Below are 23690 nucleotides of genomic sequence, written 5' to 3'. Positions count from 1 at the left end.
ATGCCCACCGATAACACGGCGATCCCGGTCGCAAAACCCATGGAGTCGATAAAATTCGACAACCTGCTGATCAACTTCACGACGGAATTTCAACGGGTCTGGAGCACCAAGGGCTCAGGTGCGGAACTGGCAAGCTTTTGGCGGCCGAGTCCGGCACCTGATTTGTTGCCAGGGTACTTCCCGCTGGGCGACCTCGCGGCGTCCGCAGACAGCAACATCAGCGGACAACGAGTGATGGCGGTGGTCTGCGAGGGCGATCCGCAGAGCAACGAGCCACATCAACAGAAAGCGCTCAGCCGACCTGACGACTACGAGCAAATCTGGAAAAGCTCTGACTCCGGATCAAGCGGAGCGATATGGCGCCCGATCCCGCCTGATGGGTATGTGGCACTGGGACTGGTTTGCTCCAATGGTCACGATAAACCTTCGCTGAACGCCGTACGTTGCGTGCGGACGGATCTGGTGATCGCTTCGAACGTCGGCGACCTGATCTGGAACGACAAGGGCAGCGGTGCAAAAGTGGACTTCAGCGCTTGGAGTATCACCCCACCGAACGCGGAAGAAGGCGAGATCTATTTCGCACCAGGCACCTTTATCGGCGCCAACAGCTATGACAAGCCGTTCACTCATGCAGCGGCATACTCATTGCGAATGCAGATCCCCCTGCAGATCAATCCCGCGCCGCAGCTTCCGGTACTCACCGGATTCAGCGCACCTCAACCTCTCGAAACACCGGCGGCCACTCAAACGGCCAGACTTCCCTGGTTCGCAGTCGAAGACAACTTCATGCTACCGATCGAAAGGTTCAGTAAATCACCGTACTACCACCTGGCCAGAACAGACCAGTACGTGCTCATCGGTGAAGGCCATAACACCGACGAAAAGAGCAAACTATTGCGATGGTCAGCGCCTCGAACCTTGATCGACAAGTTGTTGCAGGTCTTCACCCGAATAACTTCAATCGAGGTGAAATCTGCATGGCCGACCCGGGTCTCGGAGGCTGGTCATCCAGTAACGTACTCGGCCAGATTGACCAAAAGCTTCACTCACACCGAGAAATCCTTCAGCGGCTGGGTAAAATCGCAAGCCATAGATATCGCCGCCATCATTCCGAAAAATAGAATGCTGGCGGTTTATCAACTACACAGTCGTTACGATCTCTTGCGTGAAGATGGCACACAAGCGGCGGTAAGCTTCACCTACGCGGATAGCGACGGCCTGGACTTTGCCGAATATCCGCGCGAAGACAATGAAGTGTGCGCTCCTGCGCCTGTGACAGGATTGCCAACTGCTACAGATAACGCGCCATGATCTCGTCCACGCGGCCTTCCTTGCGCAGTTGATCCAGCGCCGCCTGGAGCTTGGCCACGGTTTCGTCTGGCACGTCCTTGTTCAGCGCCAGGTACAACTCGGCGCTGTTGAAGCGCAGAACGGTTTTGAGCCCGCTCACTCCTTCCTGGCGAGCGAGATAGCGCCCGGCCGGATCACCGGTGGCCCACAGGTCGATCTGGCCGTTGACGAGCTTTTTGGCGTTGTCCTGATCGCGCAGCACGACGATCGGATTGAGACCCTGTTTGGCCAGGGTCTCGGCAATCACGTCGCCCTTGTAGGCGCCGATCTTGTATTGGCGTGCTTGCTCCAGCGAATCCAGAGTGATCTTGCTGTCGGCCTTGGCCAGCATGATCCAGTCGTCCGGACCTATAGGGCCAACCCACTTGAAGAGTTGTTCGCGGTCCGGCACCCGCGCCATGACGAACACGCCGTAACCGGGTTTTTCCAGGGTAAGTTTGTAGATTCGCTCCCAGGGGAAGCGCAGCGTGAGGCTGTAGGTGATGTTGGCGCGCTTGAACATCTCGCGGACGATATCCACGGCGATGCCATTGATATTCTCATCCTGGGCGAAATTCTTGCCGTTCTTCGCCATGTTGTACGGAGGGAAGTTTTCCGTCAGCAATACCAGGTCGGTATCGGGACTGTCTTTGGCTTGTACCCCGTTGATCAACAACAGGGAGGCGCTGGCAAGGACGAGAAGAAAGCGTTTAAGCATGTCTGGCTACCTGAATCCATGGCGTACCCAAGAGTGCCTTGAGCCTGCAATGATGTCCACTGGCCTGCATTGGTTTGTTCAAGCATTGTACGAAAACTCGCCAGGCGACAATCAGGCATGATCGTCGCACAGGCAGTTTTGATACGAACCTAGCGCATCACAATTCCACGATGGGCCATGTAGGCCTTGGCTTCCTGCACGGTGTATTCGCCAAAGTGGAAAATACTCGCCGCCAGTACAGCGCTGGCGTGACCTTCAAGAATGCCGTCGGCCAGGTGTTGCAAGTTGCCGACACCGCCTGAGGCAATCACCGGAATGCCCAGCGCATCGCTGATGGCGCGGGTAACACCCAGGTCAAAACCGTTTTTCATGCCGTCCTGGTCCATGCTGGTCAGCAGGATTTCGCCGGCACCCAGGCCTTCCATCTTCTTCGCCCACTCGACAGCATCCAGGCCGGTCGGCTTGCGCCCGCCGTGGGTGAAGATTTCCCAGCGTGGCGTTTCACCAGGCCCCGAGACCTTTTTCGCATCGATGGCAACCACGATGCATTGCGAACCGAAATGCTGCGCCGCTTCACCGACGAATTCCGGGTTGAACACCGCCGCGGTGTTGATCGAGACCTTGTCTGCGCCCGCGTTGAGCAGGTTGCGAATGTCCTGCACCGTGCGCACGCCACCGCCTACGGTCAGCGGGATGAACACCTGGCTGGCCATGCGCTCGACGGTGTGCAACGTGGTATCACGGCCGTCGACACTGGCAGTGATGTCGAGAAAGGTGATCTCGTCGGCACCCTGCTCGTCGTAGCGACGAGCGATTTCCACCGGGTCACCGGCGTCGCGGATGTTCTCGAACTTCACACCCTTGACGACCCGGCCGTTGTCCACGTCCAGGCAAGGGATGATGCGTTTGGCCAGCGCCATGGTCAGTCCTCAGCCTTTGTACGAATCGCAGAAAGCTTGCGCTTCGGCGACGTCGAGGGTGCCTTCGTAGATCGCGCGGCCAGTAATGGCGCCGATGATGCCCGGTGCCTTGGCGTCGAGCAGCGTCTTGATGTCACCCAGGTTATGGATGCCGCCGGAGGCGATTACCGGAATCTTGGTGGCTGCGGCCAGCGCAGCGGTGAACGGCACGTTGCAGCCTTGCATCATGCCGTCTTTGGCGATGTCGGTATAAACGATCGAAGACACGCCATCGGCTTCAAACTGCCTGGCCAGGTCGATCACCTGGATGGTGCTGATTTCAGCCCAGCCGTCAGTGGCGACAAAACCGTCTTTGGCATCCAGACCCACGATGATTTTGCCCGGGAAAGCGCGGCAGGCTTGTGCAACGAAGGCCGGGTCTTTCACGGCCTTGGTGCCGATGATCACGTAGCTCACACCCGCTTTCACGTAGTGCTCGATGGTTTCCAGGGAGCGGATACCGCCACCGATCTGGATCGGCAGGTTCGGGTAGCGCTTGGCGATGGCGGTGACCACTTCGCCGTTGACCGGCTGGCCTTCGAAGGCACCGTTCAGATCGACCAGATGCAGACGGCGGCAACCGCCCTCCACCCACTTGGCAGCCATGCTCACCGGGTCATCGGAGAACACTGTGGAATCTTCCATGCGGCCCTGGCGCAGACGAACACAGGCACCGTCTTTGAGATCGATAGCGGGAATAATCAGCATCTGGCAAACCTTCAAAATTGAATGTTCAGCTTGGCTCGGAAATCAGTTTTTCTCGAGCGCCCACAGGTCGCTTTCGATGCTTTCGAACCTCTCTTTGAGGTGCGTCTGCACATCGAAAATCGCCCTGTTGTAATAGTGCGGGGCAATTTCGCGGGTAAACAGCTCAAGGATTTCGGCCGCTTCGAACGAACCCAGGTCCAGTTCGAAGCGATCCTCCATGAAGCGTTTGATCTTGTGATTGGCCTCGTTCTCCTGTTCGGGAGTGAGGGTCAGGATCGGCGGCTTCGTTTTCTTGACTGCCATTTACCAACGACCGTCCCACGCAGCGAAGTTCTGCAGTAATTGCAGGCCATGGGTATGGCTCTTCTCCGGGTGGAACTGCACAGCAAAACGCGAGCTTTCGGCCAGCGCGGCGGCGAAATCGACACCGTAGTGACCGCCACCCACCACCTGACGCGCGTTGGCGGCAGCGATGTAGTAGCTGTGCACGAAGTAGAAACGCGCCAGGTCAGGAATGTCATGCCACAGCGGGTGACTGACCTTCTGCTTCACCTGGTTCCAGCCCATGTGCGGGACTTTCAGATGCTCACCGTCTTCGTGCAGATCCTTGCCGAAGAACTTCACCTGACCCGGAAACAGGCCGATGCAGTCGACGCCGTCGTTTTCTTCGCTGTGATCAAGCAGGGCCTGCATGCCGACGCAGATGCCGAGGAACGGACGATCCTGGCTGACTTCGCGCACCAGCGAATCAAAGCCCAGGCGTCGGATCTCCGCCATGCAGTCACGAATCGCACCGACGCCGGGGAAAACCACCCGGTCAGCTTCGCGAATCACGTTGGCATCGCTGGTGATCAGGACCTTGCCGGCACCGACGTGCTCGAGGGCCTTGGCCACCGAGTGCAGGTTGCCCATGCCGTAATCGATAACCGCGACCGTCTGCATTACAGAACGCCCTTGGTCGAAGGCATTTGCCCGGCCATGCGGTCATCCAGCTCGACGGCCATGCGCAGGGCGCGGCCGAAAGCCTTGAACACGGTTTCGATCTGGTGGTGGGTGTTGTGCCCACGCAGGTTGTCGATGTGCAGGGTGACGTTGGCGTGGTTGACGAAGCCCTGGAAGAACTCCTGGAACAGGTCAACGTCGAAGCCGCCGACGGTGGCGCGGGTGTACGGAACATGCATCTGCAGGCCAGGACGACCGGAAAAGTCGATCACCACGCGCGACAGCGCTTCATCGAGCGGCACGTAGGCGTGGCCGTAGCGACGGATGCCTTTCTTGTCGCCGATGGCTTTGGTGAACGCCTGACCCAGGGTAATACCGACGTCTTCCACGGTGTGGTGGTCGTCGATATGCAGGTCGCCCTTACTGACGATATCCAGGTCGATCAGCCCGTGACGGGCGATCTGGTCAAGCATGTGCTCAAGAAAAGGAACACCGATATCAAACCGGGCCTTTCCGGTGCCATCCAGGTTGATCGAGGCTTTGATCTGGGTTTCCAGAGTGTCGCGCTCGACTGACGCCTTACGTTCGGCCATCACCAGCTCCGCAAAATCATTGGGCGAAAAAGGTAGCCATTATAGGCGTGCGGGCGCCAAACAGAAACACGATACGTGATATCCCTGACGGGCTGAATCCAGCACCGCAGGCGATAGACATGTCCATACAAGCCATTTGGGCAGTACAAAAAAACAATGTGGGAGCGGGCTTGCTCGCGAAAGCGATGTTTAAGTCGACATTATCGGCGACTGACACACCGCTTTCGCGAGCAAGCCCGCTCCCACACGGGTGGTATACGGGACTGGCCCGAACCTCTCCAGATTCGGGCCAAGCACCTTTAGTGAAACAGTACTGCCGTCTTCTGCAGGGTCACCCAGACACCCCACGCCAACGGAAGACCCACCACCAGCCAGGCAGCCAGCGCCAGCGGCTTGGTGCCCGCCGCCGCTTTCCATTCCAGCGACGTGCTGCTGTCAGCCCCTTTATCGTGACCCAGCGCCTGCTCGGCAGCCAGTTCGGCCTCGGTCATGAAGTACTTGTCGGCCACCGGACGTATCAGCAGGTTGCACAGGAAACCCAGCACCAGCAGGCCGGCCAGGATGTACAAGGTGATGTCGTACGCCGCCGCACGCTCAACGCCGATGCTCAGCTGATATTCACGCAGATAGTTCACCAACACCGGGCCCAATACGCCCGCTGCTGCCCACGCCGTCAGCAGGCGACCGTGGATAGCGCCGACCATTTGTGTACCGAACAGATCCGCGAGATACGCAGGAACGGTCGCAAAACCACCGCCATACATCGACAGGATGATGCAGAACGCTGCCACGAACAGCGCAATGTTGCCCAGGTGGCCGAGGTTCGGGATCAACGCGTACAGGGCAAAGCCCAAGGCGAAGAACACGAAGTAGGTGTTTTTGCGCCCCAGGTAATCCGAGAACGATGCCCAGAAGAAACGCCCGCCGATGTTGAACAGGCTCAGCAAGCCGGTGAATCCGGCGGCGATTGCAGCAATCGAGGCCAATTGCGCAGCATCCAACTGGCCAAAGGCCAGATCATTGCCCAGCAACTTGCCGGCGAACACTTCCTGCAGCAGCGGCGAAGCCATGCCGAGAATGCCGATGCCGGCGGATACGTTGAGGCACAGCACCAGCCACACCAGGCGGAACTGCGGTGTTTTCCACGCCACGTTCACGTGAACGTGGCGGTGGGTGATCATCGCGTTCGAGGCTTTTTTCGCCGGTGCGGTCCAGCCCTCAGGCTTCCAGCCGGTTGGCGGGACGCGGTAGGACAATGCGCCACCGATCATGAACACGAAGTAGATCGCGGCCATCACCAGGAAGCTCTGCCACACGCCAACGCTGGTTGGCGAAGCGAAATGCCCCATGAGCGCTGCGGCCAGCGGAGCGCCGACCATCGCACCACCACCGAAGCCCATTATCGCCATGCCGGTGGCCATGCCGCGCTTGTCCGGGAACCATTTGATCAGGGTCGACACCGGCGAGATGTAACCCAGGCCCAGGCCGATACCGCCAATGACCCCGGAGCCGATCCACATGAGCCAGATCTGGTGCGTGTATACCCCCAGAGCGGAAATCAGCAGGCCACCACACCAGCACAGCGCCGACACGACACCAGCCTTGCGCGGCCCGGCATGTTCCAGCCAGCCGCCCCAGATTGCCGCCGAGCAACCGAGGAAGATGAAGAACAGGGTATAGATCCAGCCAAGCATCGAAATCGGCCAGTCACACTGGGACGAAAAGACTTGAGCGATAAAGCTCATGTCCGGCGCGCAAGCCACCGCTGCGGTGACACCCAAGGCCTTGGACAGTGGCAGCCAGAACACCGAGAAGCCGTAGGCCATGCCGATGCACAGGTGGATGGCCAGCGCGGCAGGTGGCACCAGCCAGCGGTTGAAACCGGGCTTGGCGATAATCCGCTCCTTGGACAGGAACGCAGGCTGATCGGCGCCGAGGCCGTCCGCCGTAATGCTCGTGGTCATTGTGAATCCCCCAATTATTAGTATGGTTCGCCCTGCCACCCGCCCCCCGGCCTTAATGCGCACGCATGACCGCTTTTTGGAGTGCTGAGTATGGTTATGCGACATCAAGTCGCAGAAGGACGGACGAACGGGCAAAGGTTACCATCAGCAGACGATGGAAAAACCAAACTGACATCACCTTTTGTACGTTATCTGATCTCCCTCCTGCATAGAGAACGCGTACAACTTCACAGGAAACCATATGCCGATCATTGTTGAGCCGCTGCGCGAACCCTCTGACCAGGACCAACAAGACCTGCAGAAAATTTACCGCGACGCGCCAGACTGGTTGTTTGCGCCGTTTGCCACGGATGCACAACTGATCGAAGACTGCCTGCGAGACGGCTCGCTGATCGCCGGGCGCTTCAATGATCGACTGCTCGGTGCAGCTCGCTTGCAGCGGCACCAGGAGGTCTGGCACTTGTCCCATATTTGCGTACGAAAAATTACCCGTCGCCGCGGCGTCGCCGAGCGACTGGTGGCCGAAGCGCAAAAAATGGCCGCTCAAACCGGCTCAACCTTGCGCCTGCTGGCGCCTGCCGGGCACCTGGAAGCTCAGGCACTGGCAGCCAAGCTGAAACTGCCGCTTGATGTTCTTGCGCAGTGATCGCCGACCGGCCGTCTGGTCTGGAGCGCTATACTCCTCGGCTAAATTTTGAATTTGACTAATTACAAGGACTCGCCCATGAAAGCGTTCGGCAAAATCCTGGGTCTGGTACTTCTCGGGCTGTTGCTGATCATTGTGGCGCTGGGCTTTGCCCTGACCCACCTCTTCGATCCCAACGACTACAAAGACGAGATCCGCCAGATAGCCCGCGACAAGGCCCACATCGAGCTGACGCTCAATGGCGATATCGGCTGGAGCCTGTTCCCGTGGCTGGGGCTGGAGCTGCACGATGCCAGTGTGGCGACCCTGGTCAAACCGACCGAACCGTTCGCCGACTTGCAGATGCTCGGCCTGTCGGTGCGCGTGCTGCCGCTGCTGCGCCGTGAGGTGCAGATGAGCGACGTGCGCGTCGAAGGCTTGAACCTGCGACTGGTCCGCGACAAGGACGGCCACGGCAATTGGGAAGACGTCGGCAAGGCACCGGCTCCGACCGGCTCCGCCACCTCGACCACACCTGCCGTCACCGGCGAGCCTGTACCGCAAACCACTGCACAAGCGGAAAAACCGGCTCTGCCAATGCGCCTGGACATCGACAGCCTGACCGTCAATAACGCCAGGGTCGAGTACAACGACGAGAAAACCGGCAGGCAGTTCAGCGCCGAAAGCATTCAACTGAGCACCGGCGCGGTGCATGACTCCACCAACATCCCGGTCAAACTCACCGCATTCCTCGGCACCAACCAGCCAGTGCTGCGGGTCCGCACCGAGCTCAACGGCGAGTTGCGTTTCGAGCGCGCCTTGCAGCGCTACAAATTCGAAGACCTGAAACTGTCCGGTGAAGTCGCTGGCGATCCATTGCAAGGCAAGACCGTGACTTTCGCAGCCCAGGGCCAGTTGCTGCTGGACAAGGCCGCCAATGTCGCCGAGTGGACCGGCATCAAGATCTCCGCCAACCAGCTGCGGGCATTGGGCGAACTGAAGGTCAATGACCTCGACAAGACCCCGCAGGTCAGTGGCGGCATTTCGATTGCACAGTTCGACCTGGCGCAATTCATCGACAGCATCGGCCAGCAACTACCGGCCATGGCTGAAGGCAGCCTGCGCAAAGTCGAGCTGGTCAGCCGCTTGGCAGCCACACCGACCAGCGTGGCGTTCGACAACATCAATCTGAAAGTCGACGACAGCTCCTTCAGCGGCCGCATTGCCGTCGAAGATTTCGCCAAACAATCGTTGCGCGCGGTACTCAAGGCCGACACTTTCAACGTCGACCGTTACCTGCGCCCAAAATCAGCCGAAGCCAACAGCGCGACACAAGTGCGCCAGGCTGAAGTTGCCAGTACCGAAGCCGATGCCCTGGCTGGCGCCGGTAGCACCCCATTGCCCCAGGCACCCACCAAGGAGGCGTGGAGCAACGAGCGCCTGCTGCCGGTGGAGCGCCTGAGCAAGCTCGATGTGGACGCCGACCTGACCTTCGGCCAACTGACCCTGGAAAAACTGCCGATCCAGAACGCGGCCCTGAAGGCGGCGGGCCAGGGCGGCCTGTTGACCCTGCAGAACCTTCGCGGTGATCTGTATGGCGGCACCTTTGAAGCCACGGGCACCCTCGACGTGCGCCAACCGGTGCCAGTGTTGAACATGCAGACGAAGATCAGCCGGGTCCCGGTCGAAAAAATCCTCGAAAGCCAGGGCAAGAATCCGCCCGTCAAAGGCCTGGTCACGCTCAACAGCGCCCTGACCGGCAGCGGCAACAGCCAGAAAGCGCTGATCGAAACACTCAATGGCAACGCCAGTTTCGTCATCAACAATGGCGTGCTGCTCAATGCCAACCTTGAACAGCAGCTGTGCAAGGGCATCGCCACCCTCAACCGCAAAACCCTCAGCGGCGAACCACGTGGCAAGGACACACCGTTCCAGGAGCTCAAGGGCAACCTGACCTTGCGCAATGGCGTGGCCAGCAACCCGGACCTGAAAGTGCGCATTCCGGGCATGACCGTCAACGGTGACGGCGACATTGACCTGCGCGTGCTGGGCATGGATTATCGCCTCGGCATCATCGTCGAAGGCGACAAGAGCGACATGCCCGACCCGGCTTGCCAGGTCGGCGAGAAATTCGTCGGTATCGAGTGGCCATTGCGCTGCCGTGGACCGCTGGAACTGGGCGCCAAGGCTTGCCGCGTGGATAACGAACGCATGGGTCAGGTGGCAAGCAAGCTGGCCGGCGAGCGAATCGGCGAAAAAATCGACGAGAAACTCGGTGACAAGGTCAGCCCGCAACTCAAAGACGCGCTCAAGGGGCTGTTCAAGCGATGAGAGCCGAGCAGTTTTCATCGGCGGTACTGGACTGGTTCGACCGCCATGGCCGTCACGATTTGCCCTGGCAGCAGGACATCAACCCCTATCGGGTGTGGGTCTCGGAAATCATGCTGCAGCAAACCCAGGTCAGCACCGTACTGAATTACTTCGACCGCTTCATGGCCTCGCTGCCAACGGTCCAAGCCCTGGCGGCCGCACCGGAAGACGAAGTGCTGCACCTGTGGACAGGCCTGGGTTACTACACCCGCGCGCGCAATCTGCAGAAGACCGCGAAAATCGTCGTCGAGCAGTACGGTGGCGAGTTTCCCCATGACGTGGAAAAACTCACCGACCTGCCGGGCATCGGCCTGTCCACTGCCGGTGCAATCGCCAGCATCAGCATGGGCCTGCGCGCGCCGATCCTCGACGGCAACGTCAAACGCGTGCTGGCGCGCTTTACCGCACAAGAGGGCTACCCCGGCGAGCCCAAGGTCGCCAAACAGCTCTGGGCCAACGCTGAGCGCTTTACACCGCATGATCGGGTCAACGCCTACACCCAGGCGATGATGGATCTCGGCGCCACGCTCTGCACCCGCAGCAAGCCGAGCTGCCTGCTCTGCCCGCTGGAAAAGGGCTGCGAAGCGCACATGCTCGGCCTTGAAACCCGCTACCCGATCCCCAAGCCGCGCAAAGCCGTGCCACAGAAGCGCACGTTGATGCCGCTGCTCAGCAACGGCGAAGGCGCGATCCTGCTTTACCGTCGCCCTTCCACGGGCCTCTGGGGCGGCCTCTGGAGCCTGCCGGAACTCGACGACCTCGACGACCTGCAACATCTGGCGGCACAACACTCGCTGGAACTCGGAGCGCAACAGGCCTTGCCGAGCCTGGTGCACACCTTCAGTCATTTCCAGTTATCCATCGAACCCTGGCTGGTCCAGGTCCAGGAGAGCGGCCATCACGTGGCCGAGGCCGACTGGCTCTGGTATAACCTCGCCACCCCGCCGCGCCTGGGCCTTGCCGCCCCGGTCAAAACCTTGCTCGAACGCGCGGCCGCCGTATTGAACGCAGGAGAGTCGTCATGACCCGCACCATCATGTGCCGCAAGTACAAAGAAGAATTGCCCGCCCTGGAGCGCGCTCCATTCCCGGGCGCCAAAGGCCAGGACATTTTTGACCACGTCTCGGCCAAGGCCTGGGCCGACTGGCAAAAGCACCAGACCCTGCTGATCAACGAAAAACGCCTGAACATGATGAACGCCGAAGATCGCAAATATCTTCAGGGCGAGATGGACAAGTACTTCTCCGGCGAGGATTACGCCAAGGCCGAAGGCTACGTGCCGCCGTCGGAATAACCCCGATTTATCGGGGGTCGGAACGTAAGCGACGGTAATAATTAAATTTTTTTTGAAAACTTGCTTGACGACCCCCTGAAAAACCAGTTTAATGCGCCCCGTTGCCCAGATAGCTCAGTCGGTAGAGCAGGGGATTGAAAATCCCCGTGTCGGCGGTTCGATTCCGTCTCTGGGCACCAAAATACCGAAAAACCCCAAGCGAAGATGATTCCTTGGGGTTTTTTATTGCCTGCGATTTAATGGCCGCCAGACAACTCCCGCACTACCCCTCCCCCAAGAGCCTCCAGCGCTCGCTTCTGAAACATTGCCCACTCTCCGGCACACATCCCACACGAAACGACGACCGGGCAAGCGCAGTGGCAAAGGGCTACCTACAATAAGTGCCACTATCTGTGCGGTCGGACAGTTGAAGGTCGCAGGGGGAGTGTTGTATGGCAATACCGATGCGGACAGCGCCGCCGAGTTCGCCATCCAGATCGTCGGCACCAATAATCTGTCGACTGCGGACTTCATGCTGTAAGGGTGGCTTCACGAGCCTCACCCCGAAAAACAGCCTAAAGCTACTGCTCTGATCGCCCGACTGATGGCAGTTTGACGCCATCGTTTAGCCCTGTAGACTGCCAAGCACTTCCGTCTTCTCTTTGCGCAAAAGGAATTTGCAATGCCAACGCTGGGCCAAATCCGCGTCAACCTTACGACTGGCTATCATTCCGAACCCTCCCTCACGGCACTGACAGATGGTGGGTATATCGTGGCGTGGGCCGATCAGGGAACAAACACCACCGATTACATCTACACCCAGCGCTATAACGCCAGCGGCGTAAAGGTAGGCGGGCCAGCCCTCGTCAATCGTGTTACCAATAGCGCACAGGAAGATCCCACCATTACCGCATTGGCCAATGGCGGCTACGTGGTCGCCTGGCAATCGGATAACTTCGACGATATGTCGGACATCGCCGTCCAGATCTACAACGCCAATGGCGTCAAGGTTGGCAGCGAGTCAATCGTCAACACAACCCGAAACGGCATCCAGGACAGCGCGCAGATCACCGCACTCAAGGACGGCGGCTTTGTGGTGTCCTGGGCTTCGTTCGGCCAGGACGGCAGCGGTTGGGGCGGTTACCTGCAGCGCTATAACGCCAGCGGGACAAAGGTTGGGGTGGAGACTCGTGTCTCTACCACCACCCAGTCCGACCAGGATGGCGCTACCGTCACCGGCCTTGCCGATGGCGGCTTTATGGTGGTTTGGGAAGGTAACGGAAGAGACGATACCTACGGCATCTTCGGGCAGCGGTTCAAGGCTGACGGCAGCAAGTCGGGCGGCGAAGTCCGCATAAACACCAGGGTTGCCGACGAACAGTCAGACCCCATTATCAAGGTTCTGAGTAACGGTAACTACGTCGTTACCTGGCAATCGGCTCCCGACGATGGCGATGGAAATGACGAAACCGATGCCCCTGGCGACGTCTACGCACAGCTTTTCAATGCCGCAGGCGTAAAAGTGGGTGCCGAAACCCGAGTGAACACCACCACCGCAGGCTATCAGGAAGAGCCTAACGTCACCGCCATGACAGATGGCGGTTATCTGGTGACCTGGGCAGGCCAAGGCACCGGTGATGTAAATGGCATATTCGCCCAGCGCTTCAATGCCAGCGGCGTCAAGGTGGGTACCGAAACCGGCATCAACACCATCACTGCCGGCAAACAAATCTTCTCCCAGGTCACTGCATTGGCCGACGGCGGCTATGTGATTGCCTGGGAGTCCTATGGGGTGCCCGGGCAAGTTGATATTTATACCCAGCGCTTTGACGCGAACGGTAACAAGGTTTCAACCCTGACGGGCGATGCATTGGCCAACACCCTGACCTGGACCAGCGCCGGCAGCGTGATCATCGACGGCGGAGCGGGCAATGACACGCTGACAGGCGGCCGCGCCAATGATCATTTGAACGGCGGTCTCGGCAACGACTCGCTCAATGGTGCCGCCGGTGCCGACCGCCTGATCGGCGGCGATGGCTCCGACCGCTACTACGTCGACAATGCCGGCGATGTCGTCAGCGAGACCAATGCTGTCACCAGCACCGGCGGCGTCGATACCGTCTATAGCTCCCTCGGCGCCTACACCCTTGGCAGCAACGTAGAAAACCTGCGCCTGCTGTCGACCGGCGTTGCCAACGGCACCGGTAACAGCCTCAACAACGTCATCGATGCCGGGGCCGGCAACAACATCCTCAACGGCGGCGCCGGCATTGATACTTTGTCCTATGCCTATGCCACGGCGGCAGTGACGGCCAACCTGGCCCTGACCACAGCACAAGCTACCGGCGGTTCCGGTTCTGACACCTTGCTGAACTTCGAAAACCTCACGGGCAGCAGCTATCACGACAAGCTCACCGGCAATGCGCTTGCCAACACCCTGACCGGGGGGGCCGGCAACGACATCCTCACCGGTGGTGCCGGCAACGACCTGCTGATTGGCGGCACGGGGCTGGACAAACTTTATGGTGGCGCCGGGGCCGACAAATTCGACTTCAACGCCTTGAACGAAATGGGCCTTGGCGCGCTGCGCGATGTCATTGGCGACTTCAAGACCATCGAAGGCGACAAGATCGACCTGTCGACCCTGGATGCCAACCTGGCGACGGCAGCCAACGATGCCTTCAGTTTCATCGGCTCCAGCGCGTTCAGCAGCAATGCCACAGGGCAGTTGCGATTTGCCGGAGGCATTCTCTACGGCAGCACCGACGCCGACACCGCCGCCGAGTTCGAAATTCAGGTGCTGGGAGTGAGCACACTGAAAGTTACCGACCTGATTGCCTGATCGGCCAGAGATACTCATGTTTCACGGTTGTCCCGAAAACAAACTGACTAAAAAGCAATAAATAAACGACAGGGGTGTAGATATGGCTAGCTTGATAAACGGTCTAGGTGGTGCAGCCGGGTTCGGAGAGAACCAGCTGACTCGAAACGATGACAGCTACACTTCCGGCATTGATATCACGTCTGTATTCGGGGCTGCCGGAGTCAATTTCTTCGGCACCAACTACACCAACATTTCCGTCAATAACAACGGAAACATTACCTTTGGTGGCGGTCTTTCCACCTATACCCCCTACGGCATGCAAGATTCCAGCATCGCAATGATTGCGCCATTTTTTGCCGACGTCGACACCCGTGGTGGAGCAGTCGGCGCTACGCCTGGCGGCACATCGTCGGGCAGCAATCTGGTCTATTACGATTTCAACACCACAGGCAACGGCACGCTGACCGTTACTTGGGATGACGTGGGTTACTACAGCAGCAAGATCGATAAACTCAATGCATTTCAACTCCAGCTGGTGGGGAAAGGCAACGGCAACTTCGATGTCATCTTCCGATATGAAACCATCAACTGGACGACCGGTAGCGCCAGTGGTGGCACCGCAGGCCTGGGGGGAACCGTTGCCCGCGCCGGTTACTCGACTGGCGACGGCTCCTCTTGGTATGAGCTGCCGCAATCGGGCAATCAGTCCTCCATTCTTGACCTGGAAACCACTCCTGGTAATACGGGCGTGGCGGGTTACTACAAGTTCAGCATCGTCAGCGGCACGTCCGGCAATGACAACATGCAAGGCACTGCCGGGAATGACTCGCTCTATGGTTCATCGGGCAATGACGTCATCAATGGCCTTGCAGGAAATGACGTACTCTACGGCGCAGCGGGCACCGACAGGCTCGTGGGCGGCTTGGGAGATGACACCTATATCGTCGATGCGCTGGATACACTTGTTGAGCTTGCCAACCAGGGCACCGACGTCGTTCAGTCAAATATCAGCTATACACTCGGTGCCAACCTCGAGAACCTGGTTCTGATCGGCAACAGCAGTATCAACGGCACAGGTAACGCTCTGGACAACACCTTTGTCGGCAACTCTTCAAGCAATACATTCAATGGCGCGGCGGGCACCGATTTTGTTTCGTATGCCTATTCCAACTACGGTGTAACTGTCGATCTGTCCAACACCGGTTCGCAATATAATTCGAACCAAGGCTACGATACTTTCGTTTCTATCGAGGGCATCATCGGTACTGATGAGTCCGACACACTAACGGGTAATGCCCTGGCCAATATCCTTATCGGCGGCGCAGAAAACGACACCCTCAATGGCGGTGCCGGCAACGACACCCTCGAAGGCGGCAGTGGTGTCGATCAGATGACCGGTGGCGATGGCTCAGACATCTACTACGTCGACAATGTCGGCGACATCGTCAGCGAAACCAATGCTGTCGTCAGTACCGGTGGTACCGACAGCGTCTATACCTACCTCACTACTTACACCCTGGGTACCAATGTCGAAAACCTGCGCCTGCTGGCGGCCGGCGCTGCCAACGGTACCGGTAACAGCCTCAACAACATCATCGATGCCGGGGCCGGCAACAACATCCTCAATGGTGGCGCCGGTACTGACACAGCATCCTATGCCTATGCCACGGCGGCAGTGACGGCCAACCTGGGACTGACCACGGCGCAAGCCACCGGTGGTTCCGGTACCGACACCCTGTTGAACTTCGAAAACCTCACCGGCAGCAATTATAACGACAGACTGACTGGCAACGCGGCCGCCAACACCCTCAACGGCGGCCTGGGCAACGATCAGCTCAACGGGGCTGCCGGTGCCGACCGCATGAACGGCGGCGACGGTTACGACACCTATTATGTCGACAACGCAGGCGATGTCGTCAGTGAAACCAATGCTGTCGCCAGCACCGGCGGTACCGATACCGTCTATAGCTACCTCGGGGCTTACACTCTGGGCACCAATGTCGAGAACCTGCGATTGATGTCGGCCGGCGCTGCCAACGGCACAGGTAACAGCCTCAACAACGTCATCGAAGCCGGGGCCGGCAACAACGTCCTCAACGGTGCCACTGGTATCGATACCGCGTCCTACGCCTATGCTACTTCGGCAGTAACGGCCAGCCTGAGCCTGACCACCGCGCAAGCCACCGGTGGTTCTGGCTCAGACACCCTGCTGAACTTCGAAAACCTCAAGGGCAGCAACTACAACGACAAGCTGACCGGCAATGCCGGCGCCAACACCCTCACCGGTGGCCTGGGCAACGACCAGCTCAACGGCGCTGGCGGTGCCGACAGCCTGATTGGCGGCGATGGCTATGACCTCTACTACGTCGACAATGCCGGCGATGTCGTCAGCGAGACCAATGCTGTCACCAGCACCGGCGGCGTCGATACCGTCTATAGCTCCCTCGGCGCCTACACCCTTGGCAGCAACGTAGAAAACCTGCGCCTGCTGTCGACCGGCGTTGCCAACGGCACCGGTAACAGCCTCAACAACGTCATCGATGCCGGGGCCGGCAACAACATCCTCAACGGCGGCGCCGGTGTAGATACCTTGTCCTATGCCTATGCCACGGCGGCAGTGACGGCCAACCTGGCGCTGACCACCGCACAAGCCACCGGTGGTTCCGGTTCTGACACCTTGCTGAACTTCGAAAACATCACCGGCAGCAACTACCACGACAAGCTCACTGGCAATGCGCTTGCCAACACCCTCAACGGCGGTGCCGGCAACGACACGTTGACGGGTGGTGCTGGCAACGACCTGCTGATCGGAGGCGCGGGCCTGGACAAGCTTTATGGTGGTGCCGGAGCCGACAAGTTCGACTTCAATGCCTTGAGTGAAATGGGCCTTGGCGCTCTGCGCGATGTCATTGGCGACTTCAAGACCGTAGAAGGCGACAAGATCGACCTCTCGACCCTGGACGCCAACCTGGCAACAACGGCCAACGATGCCTTCAGTTTCATCGGTTCCAGCGCGTTCAGCAGCAATGCCACAGCGCAGCTGCGATTTGCCGGGGGCATTCTCTACGGCAGCACCGACGCCGACACCGCCGCCGAGTTCGAGATTCAATTGGTGGGGGTAAGCACCTTGCAAACTACCGACCTGATTGCCTGACTGAGAGTGGCGCAGGGGCGACTCCGTCCCTGACACAAGATGCTGAAAACCCTGAATCGCAAGATTCAGGGTTTTTTATGCCCGGGATTTAGCAAAAAGCCTTCCCCGCCGAAAACTCCTACCTCTGTCAGCGCCTTTTCACTCAAGTTGTACCAACTGCTCATACACCGTTTTAGGATGACTCTCATAGAGCGCATAAGCCTATCCAGTTGAAACTAGCGCAGCAGCAAATCTGCCTGCATGTACTCAGTTTTCAACGTAAGGAAGCAGCTTTTTGAACACGCTTGTAAAGTTCCTCGCCCTATCGACAATCATTGCCACCGCCAGCGGTTGCGTCAGCTACAACAACAGCCAACCTTCTTCGCCGATCGACAGCACGGTCAAGGCAGACCTGAAAGCAGACATCGCCGTCGGTGATGCCATCTCCGGCCAGTCTTCGGTCAACGTGCTGTTCGGCTTCCTGAAGTTTGGTGGCGACTCCCAGTTTGCCGATGGCGTCAGCTACGGCGGTCAGAGCGGTGGATTAAGCGGCCTTGGCCTGGACCCGGTCAGCGCAGTTAAATCCGCTGCTGCCTACAAAGCTGTAAAATCTTCCGGGGCCGACCTGATCGTCGCACCTCGGTATGAAGTGAACGAAGAAAACTACTTCATCTTCAAGAAAGTATCCGTCACGGTAAAAGGCAATAAAGGCAACATCCGCAGCATCCGCTAACTCCCTTCCCCCAGGTGATTGTTCAGCAAAAACTCAATTGCGCTTTGGCAAACCGAAAAACCTAGCGCATTGCAATCCGCAAGCAGCCATTGAGAAATGGTTGCTTGTGGACTTGAGTGCTGATTGGGCCTGCCCCTTCTACACCTTGCCTTTCTCGCTAGCTATCACTATTCCAGTGGAACACCAGGTTACTCGCTGCACCACTGCCTACATCCACCGTTTCACGCCGCTCTTCACCATTGCGCGTCGCGACAACGGAGTACTTGCCGGCAGGTAATTGAACATAGACCAGCGGACCTGCGTCACTCAGCGTCAGCACGGTTTGTCCCTGGGCTTTCTGGATAACGATGTCCACATCGGGTATGTACTTGTTATCTGCCCCGACTGCGAACGTCATGTGCAGGTTATAGCCAGTGGCCTGCTGGATGGCCTTTGATTCGTCCTCTCCAACACCACCGGACAGATAAGCGATCCCGTTTTGCTCCTGCCGCTGAACCTGTACGCCCGAACTGTCGATTGCCGCGGGGGTGGCGGCAGGCGACATGGCTGGAAACATGAACAGGCCAACCGTGGCGATCGGCAATAGAAGTGAATGGATAATCTTCATGATGGCGACTCCCGGGCTCTGGGGAACCCACTCGTTACCCTGCTTTGATTTCCTCGCGAAGGTACGAGTTTTAGATTGATTCAGTCTTGGGCCGATTACGGAACGTACTACGCGAGCCACCCGCGGATCTCCCCTGCCATCGGCTCGTGATAGCCCCAATGGATTGTTCATCTGCACCGCGAAGACTATCGTTGTCACCTATCCGCAAAGGACAGGCACCGATGAGTTTGCAGGAAACACCACCACTGGCTCCTACTCAAATAGAGCTGCCGCTGACGACTGGCACCTGCGGCGAAGCCTTCACTGAGCGCGCCCCAGACGGCTTCATGCTCGGCGGTTTTTCCTGGCGGCACGCTAGCCAGGACACCGCTCGCGCGGTTGTCATCATCAACGCCGCCACCTCGGTCCGCTGCCGCCACTACTCGCGCTTCGCCGATTACCTGTTCGCCAACGGCTTCGATGTCATCACCTATGACTACCGTGGTATCGGCGAGTCGCGCCCGGCATCGCTCAAAGGGCTCCAAGCATCATGGAGTGATTGGGGAGCACTGGATTTCGAGGCAATGCTGCAACGCGCACAGCGCGAGTTTGCGGGTCAGCCAGTCGATGTCGTTGGCCACAGTTTTGGCGGCTGCGCAGCAGGGTTGGGTGCGTCCGGGCATTTGATCCGGCGTTTGTTGACCGTCGGTGCACAATTCGCTTACTGGCGCGACTACGCCCCGGCCCATCGCTGGCGGATGTTCGGCAAATGGCACGTGCTGATGCCACTGCTGACGTTGATCTACGGTTATTTCCCCGGCAAACGACTGGGCTGGCTGGAAGACACACCTGCTGGCGTGGTCCGAGACTGGAGCACGCCGACTGCGAAGTACGAAAAACGCCCCAGCGGCCGTATCATCCACGCAAGCAGTGGTCGCCTGCCCTTCGCCGCAGTCACCGCGAGGACCCTGGCAATCAGCCTCAGCGACGATCCCTACGGTACCATTGCGGCCATCGAACGCCTGCTCGGCTACTTCAGCAATGCGAGCACAACCCATCTTCGAATCGAACCGCCAGACATCGGCGAACAAGAAGTTGGGCATTTCGCCTTTTTTCGCAGCGCATACCAAGCCACACTATGGCCCATTGCATTGTCCTGGCTGCAAAACGGCGAACTGTCCCCCGATACACCCGGGCGGACAGTGCCGCGCAGCTGACAACCCTTTCAATGAATTACGGAACAACGCCCATGGCCTCCGCCAACAAGCAGCAAAAACGCGCCACCCGCGCCAAAGCCAAGGCCAAGCAGAACCGCACCCAACGGGCTGCCGCGCCGGTCGAGCTGGACCCGAACGACGATCGCATCGACTTCGAATCGGTGGACTTGACCGAATTGTTCAAAAAGATGATCGACGCCGAAAAGATCAGCCAGCAGGCCATGTGCACTGTCTTCCTCGAAGACCCACTGCTGGAGCTGGTGTACGAGCAGGAAGGCGAAGAAGGCGCGATGGACTTCATCCTGGCCGCCTTGATCGAATATCGCCAATGGTCGACCGAAACCGACGAGGCGGGCGCCTTGGCGTGGATTGAATCACCAGCCTTCCAGGCTGACTACGTGGCGGCCTCCGATGCCATCGCTGCGCAAACCCAACAGAAACCGAACTGAGTTCCCATGGCCTCCCTGAACAAGCAACAGAAACGCGCCAAGCGCGCAAAAGCCAAAGCCAGGCAAATCAACATCCACGGCAGAAAACCCGCCGTGCTGGATGATGACCTTGGCCACCTCGACGAGCCGATCCCGGAATACACCCTGGCAATGTTCAGCAAAATGCGCGACGCGGAAGCCGTCAGCCGTAGCGAAATGCTCTCGGTGCTGCTGACGAACCTCGCCTTTATCATCGTCGACCATCCAGAATTGCTGGACATGGAAAACGCCGACGACGAAGGCATGGCTGCTACCCACTTGGCCGCAGACATGCTGATCGACTACCGCATGTGGGCCGACGGCATGGACCGCGAGGCCGCCCAGGCCTGGCTGAGCGAGCCGCAGTTCATCAAGGACTTCGGTGATGCACTGGACGTGTACCGCGATTCGCTGGATGCGCCGGACGAAAAAGCCGAGTAAGGGTTACTGCTAAAAAAACGGCCGCTTGTCATCACTGACAGCGGCCGTTTTGCGTTACGCGATACGAATCAGCTCAGCACCACCGCGCCACGCTTTTGCAGCTTGCGACGACGCGATATCAGCAGACCGGCGGCAACCACCAGAATACTCAGCAGGCCGGTCGCGAGGATTTCCACGCGGTGGGCGTCCTGGAACAGCATGATGGTCAGGGCCGCGACGATGAACACGATCACCGCGTAGGTCAGGGTCGGGAACAGCCACATGCTGAAGACGATTTTCTCACCGCGAGCCATACGCTGTTTGCGCATGCGCAGTTGCGAGATCGCAATCACCAGATACACCAGCAGGGCAATGGCGCCGGAGCTGGCCAGCAGGAACTCGAACACTGCGGCCGGGGCCACGTAGTTGGCGAATGTGGCCAGGAACGCAGCACCAGTGGACAGCATCACCGCCCAGTAAGGCGTACCGCTCTTGTTGGTGCGCGTGGACATGGACGGCGCATCACCGCGTTTGCCCAGGGAGAACATCATGCGCGAAGACGTGTAGAGCGCCGAGTTCAGGCAACTGGTCACAGCGACCAGTACCACGATGTCGACAATCATCTTGGCATTCGGAATGCCCATGCGTTCAAGCACAGTCTGGTAGGAACCGACGCTGGCCAGTACCGGGTCGTTCCATGGCACCAGGGCCACGACGATGAAGATCGATACGAGGTAGAACAAGCCGATCCGCCAGATCACCGAATTGGTGGCCTTGGAGATTTGCTTGCCCGGATCCTTCGATTCCGCGGCCGCGATGGTCACGATCTCGGTACCCATGAACGAAAACATCGTGGTCAGGATCGCACCCAACACTGCGCCCATGCCGTTTGGCAGGAAGCCTTGGGTATCGAACAGGTGCGACACGCCGCTGACCTGACTGGTCGGCATGAAGCCGAAGATCGCCATGACACCCAGAGCAATGAAGCCAATGATCGCTACAACCTTGAGCAGAGCGAACCAGAACTCGAACTCGCCGTAGTTCTTCACGCTGAACAGGTTGGTGACGGTCAGCAGCATTGTGATGACCAGGGCGAACGCCCAGATATCCACGCCAGGGAACCAGGCATGCAGGATGGTGGCGGCGGCGTTGGCCTCCAGCGGAATAACCAGCACCCAGAACCACCAGTACAACCAGCCGATGGTGAAACCGGCCCAGTGACCGATCGCACGGTCGGCGTAGGTCGAGAAGGAGCCAGTGTCTGGCGATGCAACAGCCATTTCACCGAGCATGCGCATTACCAACACCACCAGCATGCCGGCCGCAGCGTAAGCCAACAGCACCGCCGGGCCTGCGGCTGCGATGGCGTGACCCGAGCCGACGAACAGGCCGGCACCGATAACCCCGGCAATCGACAGCATCGTCACATGACGCGGTTTGAGCCCCTGTTCGAGGCCGTTAGAGCTTTGGGTACTGCTCATTGAAACTACCTTTGTAAGGAAAAGCGAATGCTTGCAACCCATTTGCGTCCTTCTCGTAAAAAGAAGCCAACGGGGCGTTCTGGATTCTGCACGCAATAAATGCGCCAAAATGTTTCAACTCCCTCTAATCCGGCGATCTCGACCTGACCGGACAGTCGTCGCAAGTCATTGAAAATAATGGCACTTTGCCAAAGCGTTACCCTGCGACTCACTTCTGGTGACAAAAAAACGCACCGGAAACACATCCGGAAATGGGTCTGAGCACAATAAAAGTGCAGATCTGCAACGTTTGGCCGGATAGCGCTTCCAACACCCCGTCAAAGCTGGCAACATCGCGCCTTTTTTTGCGACAGCCGCCGCGCTTTTTATCAAGAGGCAAGGTTCAAACGGCTGTTCGGTTGTTGATGGGGCGACAGTCTGCTGTGCCGATGCGACAACCTGCCACATGCCACCCGCTTACCGCACTTAGCGCTGTTGGCTGCCATTGAAACGCTATGCTAGGTTGGCCGCCTCGCCAGGAAGGCCGCCAACAGCAGGAGCGCAACATATATGAGGAACGCACATGGCTGAGGCCACGCCCGCGCTTGAAATCCGCAACTTGCACAAACGCTACGGTTCGCTGGAGGTGCTCAAGGGCATCTCGCTGACCGCTCGCGACGGCGATGTGATCTCGATCCTGGGTTCCTCCGGCTCCGGCAAGTCCACGCTCCTGCGCTGCATCAACCTGCTGGAAAACCCTCATCAGGGCCAGATCCTGGTGGCCGGCGAAGAGCTCAAGCTCAAGGCCGCAAAAAACGGCGAGCTGGTCGCCGCCGACGGCAAGCAGATCAACCGCATGCGCAGCGAAATCGGTTTTGTGTTTCAAAACTTTAATCTGTGGCCGCACATGAGCGTGCTCGACAACATCATTGAGGCCCCGCGCCGCGTGCTCGGCCAGAGCAAGGCCGAAGCCATCGAAGTCGCCGAAGCCCTGCTGGCCAAGGTCGGCATTGCCGACAAGCGCCATGCCTATCCCGCGCAATTATCCGGCGGCCAGCAACAACGCGCGGCCATCGCCCGCACCCTGGCCATGCAGCCGAAAGTCATCCTGTTCGATGAGCCGACTTCCGCGCTTGACCCGGAAATGGTCCAGGAAGTACTTAATGTCATCCGCGCCCTGGCCGAAGAAGGTCGCACCATGCTGCTGGTCACCCATGAAATGGGCTTCGCCCGTCAGGTCTCCAGCGAAGTGGTGTTCCTCCACCAAGGCCTGGTAGAAGAGCAAGGATCGCCACAGCAGGTGTTTGAAAACCCGCTTTCGGCGCGCTGCAAACAATTCATGTCCAGCAACCGCTAACGGAGCTACCCG

The 23690-nt window shown here is 58.8% G+C and carries 21 protein-coding genes, 1 tRNA gene and 1 pseudogene; 14 read left to right on the top strand and 9 right to left on the bottom strand.

All coding sequences use genetic code 11. The features are described from left to right. Positions 1-1311 (top strand): Vps62-related protein, encoded by a 1311-nt coding sequence (locus KW839_RS09880; protein WP_218424213.1) that lies wholly within the window; start codon positions 1-3, stop codon positions 1309-1311. On the opposite strand, the gene KW839_RS09875 is transcribed toward KW839_RS09880, so the two are convergent. From KW839_RS09875 to KW839_RS09845, 7 genes are all read right to left on the bottom strand, one after another. Then, positions 1292-2047 carry an ABC transporter substrate-binding protein gene (locus KW839_RS09875; RefSeq protein WP_060544054.1) on the bottom strand — a complete coding sequence of 252 codons (756 nt, stop codon included), beginning with the start codon at positions 2045-2047 and terminating at the stop codon, positions 1292-1294. The genes KW839_RS09880 and KW839_RS09875 overlap by 20 nt on opposite strands. Positions 2048-2196: 149 nt before the next feature. Next, the gene (gene hisF / locus KW839_RS09870; protein WP_007897430.1) at positions 2197-2967 is read right to left on the bottom strand and encodes an imidazole glycerol phosphate synthase subunit HisF; all 771 of its coding nucleotides are present in this window, start codon (positions 2965-2967) and stop codon (positions 2197-2199) included. A gap of 9 nt (positions 2968-2976) precedes the next feature. Continuing rightward, positions 2977-3714 (bottom strand): 1-(5-phosphoribosyl)-5-[(5-phosphoribosylamino)methylideneamino]imidazole-4-carboxamide isomerase, encoded by a 738-nt coding sequence (hisA, locus tag KW839_RS09865; protein ID WP_218424212.1) that lies wholly within the window; start codon positions 3712-3714, stop codon positions 2977-2979. 42 nt (positions 3715-3756) lie between these two features. After that, positions 3757-4017, bottom strand: coding sequence for a DUF2164 domain-containing protein (locus KW839_RS09860; protein WP_218424211.1), 261 nt, complete (start codon positions 4015-4017; stop codon positions 3757-3759). Next, positions 4018-4656 (bottom strand): imidazole glycerol phosphate synthase subunit HisH, encoded by a 639-nt coding sequence (hisH, locus tag KW839_RS09855; RefSeq protein WP_218424210.1) that lies wholly within the window; start codon positions 4654-4656, stop codon positions 4018-4020. Further along, positions 4656-5249, bottom strand: coding sequence for an imidazoleglycerol-phosphate dehydratase HisB (gene hisB / locus KW839_RS09850; protein ID WP_003186751.1), 594 nt, complete (start codon positions 5247-5249; stop codon positions 4656-4658). Before hisB ends, hisH begins: the two co-directional genes overlap by 1 nt. Positions 5250-5548: 299 nt before the next feature. Beyond that, on the bottom strand, positions 5549-7213 hold the full coding sequence (locus tag KW839_RS09845) for an OFA family MFS transporter (RefSeq protein WP_218424209.1): 1665 nt from the start codon (positions 7211-7213) through the stop codon (positions 5549-5551). Between the two features lie 241 nt (positions 7214-7454). Between KW839_RS09845 and KW839_RS09840 the strand changes: the two genes are divergently transcribed. The 9 genes and pseudogenes from KW839_RS09840 (at position 7455) to KW839_RS09805 (ending at position 18171) form a co-directional block, all read left to right on the top strand. After that, the gene (locus KW839_RS09840; RefSeq protein WP_060544049.1) at positions 7455-7859 is read left to right on the top strand and encodes an acetyl-CoA sensor PanZ family protein; all 405 of its coding nucleotides are present in this window, start codon (positions 7455-7457) and stop codon (positions 7857-7859) included. A gap of 78 nt (positions 7860-7937) precedes the next feature. Then, entirely contained in the window at positions 7938-10169 is a 2232-nt protein-coding gene (locus tag KW839_RS09835; protein ID WP_218424208.1) for an AsmA family protein, read from the top strand. After that, complete coding sequence (mutY, locus tag KW839_RS09830; protein WP_218424207.1) at positions 10166-11233, top strand: A/G-specific adenine glycosylase; 1068 nt, start codon at positions 10166-10168, stop codon at positions 11231-11233. The genes KW839_RS09835 and mutY overlap by 4 nt, the downstream gene beginning before the upstream one ends. Beyond that, positions 11230-11502 carry an oxidative damage protection protein gene (locus tag KW839_RS09825; protein ID WP_057397205.1) on the top strand — a complete coding sequence of 91 codons (273 nt, stop codon included), beginning with the start codon at positions 11230-11232 and terminating at the stop codon, positions 11500-11502. Before mutY ends, KW839_RS09825 begins: the two co-directional genes overlap by 4 nt. A gap of 103 nt (positions 11503-11605) precedes the next feature. After that, positions 11606-11681 (top strand) — tRNA-Phe (locus KW839_RS09820). A 482-nt stretch (positions 11682-12163) separates the two neighbouring features. Then, positions 12164-14323, top strand: coding sequence for a calcium-binding protein (locus KW839_RS09815; RefSeq protein WP_218424206.1), 2160 nt, complete (start codon positions 12164-12166; stop codon positions 14321-14323). A gap of 82 nt (positions 14324-14405) precedes the next feature. Further along, a pseudogene (locus KW839_RS28080) lies at positions 14406-16181 on the top strand (nidogen-like domain-containing protein); the annotation flags it as partial. Continuing rightward, positions 16167-17459 (top strand): calcium-binding protein, encoded by a 1293-nt coding sequence (locus KW839_RS28075; protein WP_371318064.1) that lies wholly within the window; start codon positions 16167-16169, stop codon positions 17457-17459. The pseudogene KW839_RS28080 and the gene KW839_RS28075, both read left to right, overlap by 15 nt. A 274-nt stretch (positions 17460-17733) precedes the next feature. Further along, a complete protein-coding gene (locus KW839_RS09805) occupies positions 17734-18171 on the top strand; it encodes a hypothetical protein (protein WP_060544046.1) in 438 nt (145 codons plus the stop codon). A 157-nt stretch (positions 18172-18328) separates the two neighbouring features. On the opposite strand, the gene KW839_RS09800 is transcribed toward KW839_RS09805, so the two are convergent. Then, entirely contained in the window at positions 18329-18778 is a 450-nt protein-coding gene (locus KW839_RS09800) for a hypothetical protein (RefSeq protein ID WP_060544045.1), read from the bottom strand. Positions 18779-18999: 221 nt separating this feature from the next. Here KW839_RS09800 and KW839_RS09795 point away from each other — a divergent pair, with 221 nt between their 5' ends. The 3 genes from KW839_RS09795 to KW839_RS09785 are packed head-to-tail and all read left to right on the top strand — an operon-like array spanning position 19000 to position 20882. Further along, positions 19000-19974 (top strand): alpha/beta fold hydrolase, encoded by a 975-nt coding sequence (locus KW839_RS09795; protein WP_218424204.1) that lies wholly within the window; start codon positions 19000-19002, stop codon positions 19972-19974. Between the two features lie 32 nt (positions 19975-20006). Then, positions 20007-20423: a hypothetical protein gene (locus KW839_RS09790; protein ID WP_060544043.1), complete on the top strand. Its 417-nt coding sequence runs from the start codon at positions 20007-20009 to the stop codon at positions 20421-20423. Between the two features lie 6 nt (positions 20424-20429). Beyond that, the gene (locus KW839_RS09785) at positions 20430-20882 is read left to right on the top strand and encodes a hypothetical protein (protein WP_060544042.1); all 453 of its coding nucleotides are present in this window, start codon (positions 20430-20432) and stop codon (positions 20880-20882) included. Positions 20883-20950: 68 nt separating this feature from the next. Here the strand turns inward: KW839_RS09785 and gabP are convergent, their stop codons facing one another. Continuing rightward, positions 20951-22342: a GABA permease gene (gene gabP, locus KW839_RS09780; protein WP_060544041.1), complete on the bottom strand. Its 1392-nt coding sequence runs from the start codon at positions 22340-22342 to the stop codon at positions 20951-20953. 562 nt (positions 22343-22904) lie between these two features. On the opposite strand from gabP, the gene KW839_RS09775 reads away from it, so the two are divergent. Then, positions 22905-23678, top strand: coding sequence for an ABC transporter ATP-binding protein (locus tag KW839_RS09775; protein WP_218424203.1), 774 nt, complete (start codon positions 22905-22907; stop codon positions 23676-23678). The last annotated feature ends 12 nt before the right edge of the window (positions 23679-23690 follow it).

It is taken from the genome of Pseudomonas sp. PDM31 (assembly GCF_019218965.1).
Taxonomy (GTDB): Bacteria; Pseudomonadota; Gammaproteobacteria; order Pseudomonadales; family Pseudomonadaceae; genus Aquipseudomonas.
Note: the sequence above shows the minus strand (reverse complement) of the source record. Positions and strands in the feature narration are given on the sequence as shown.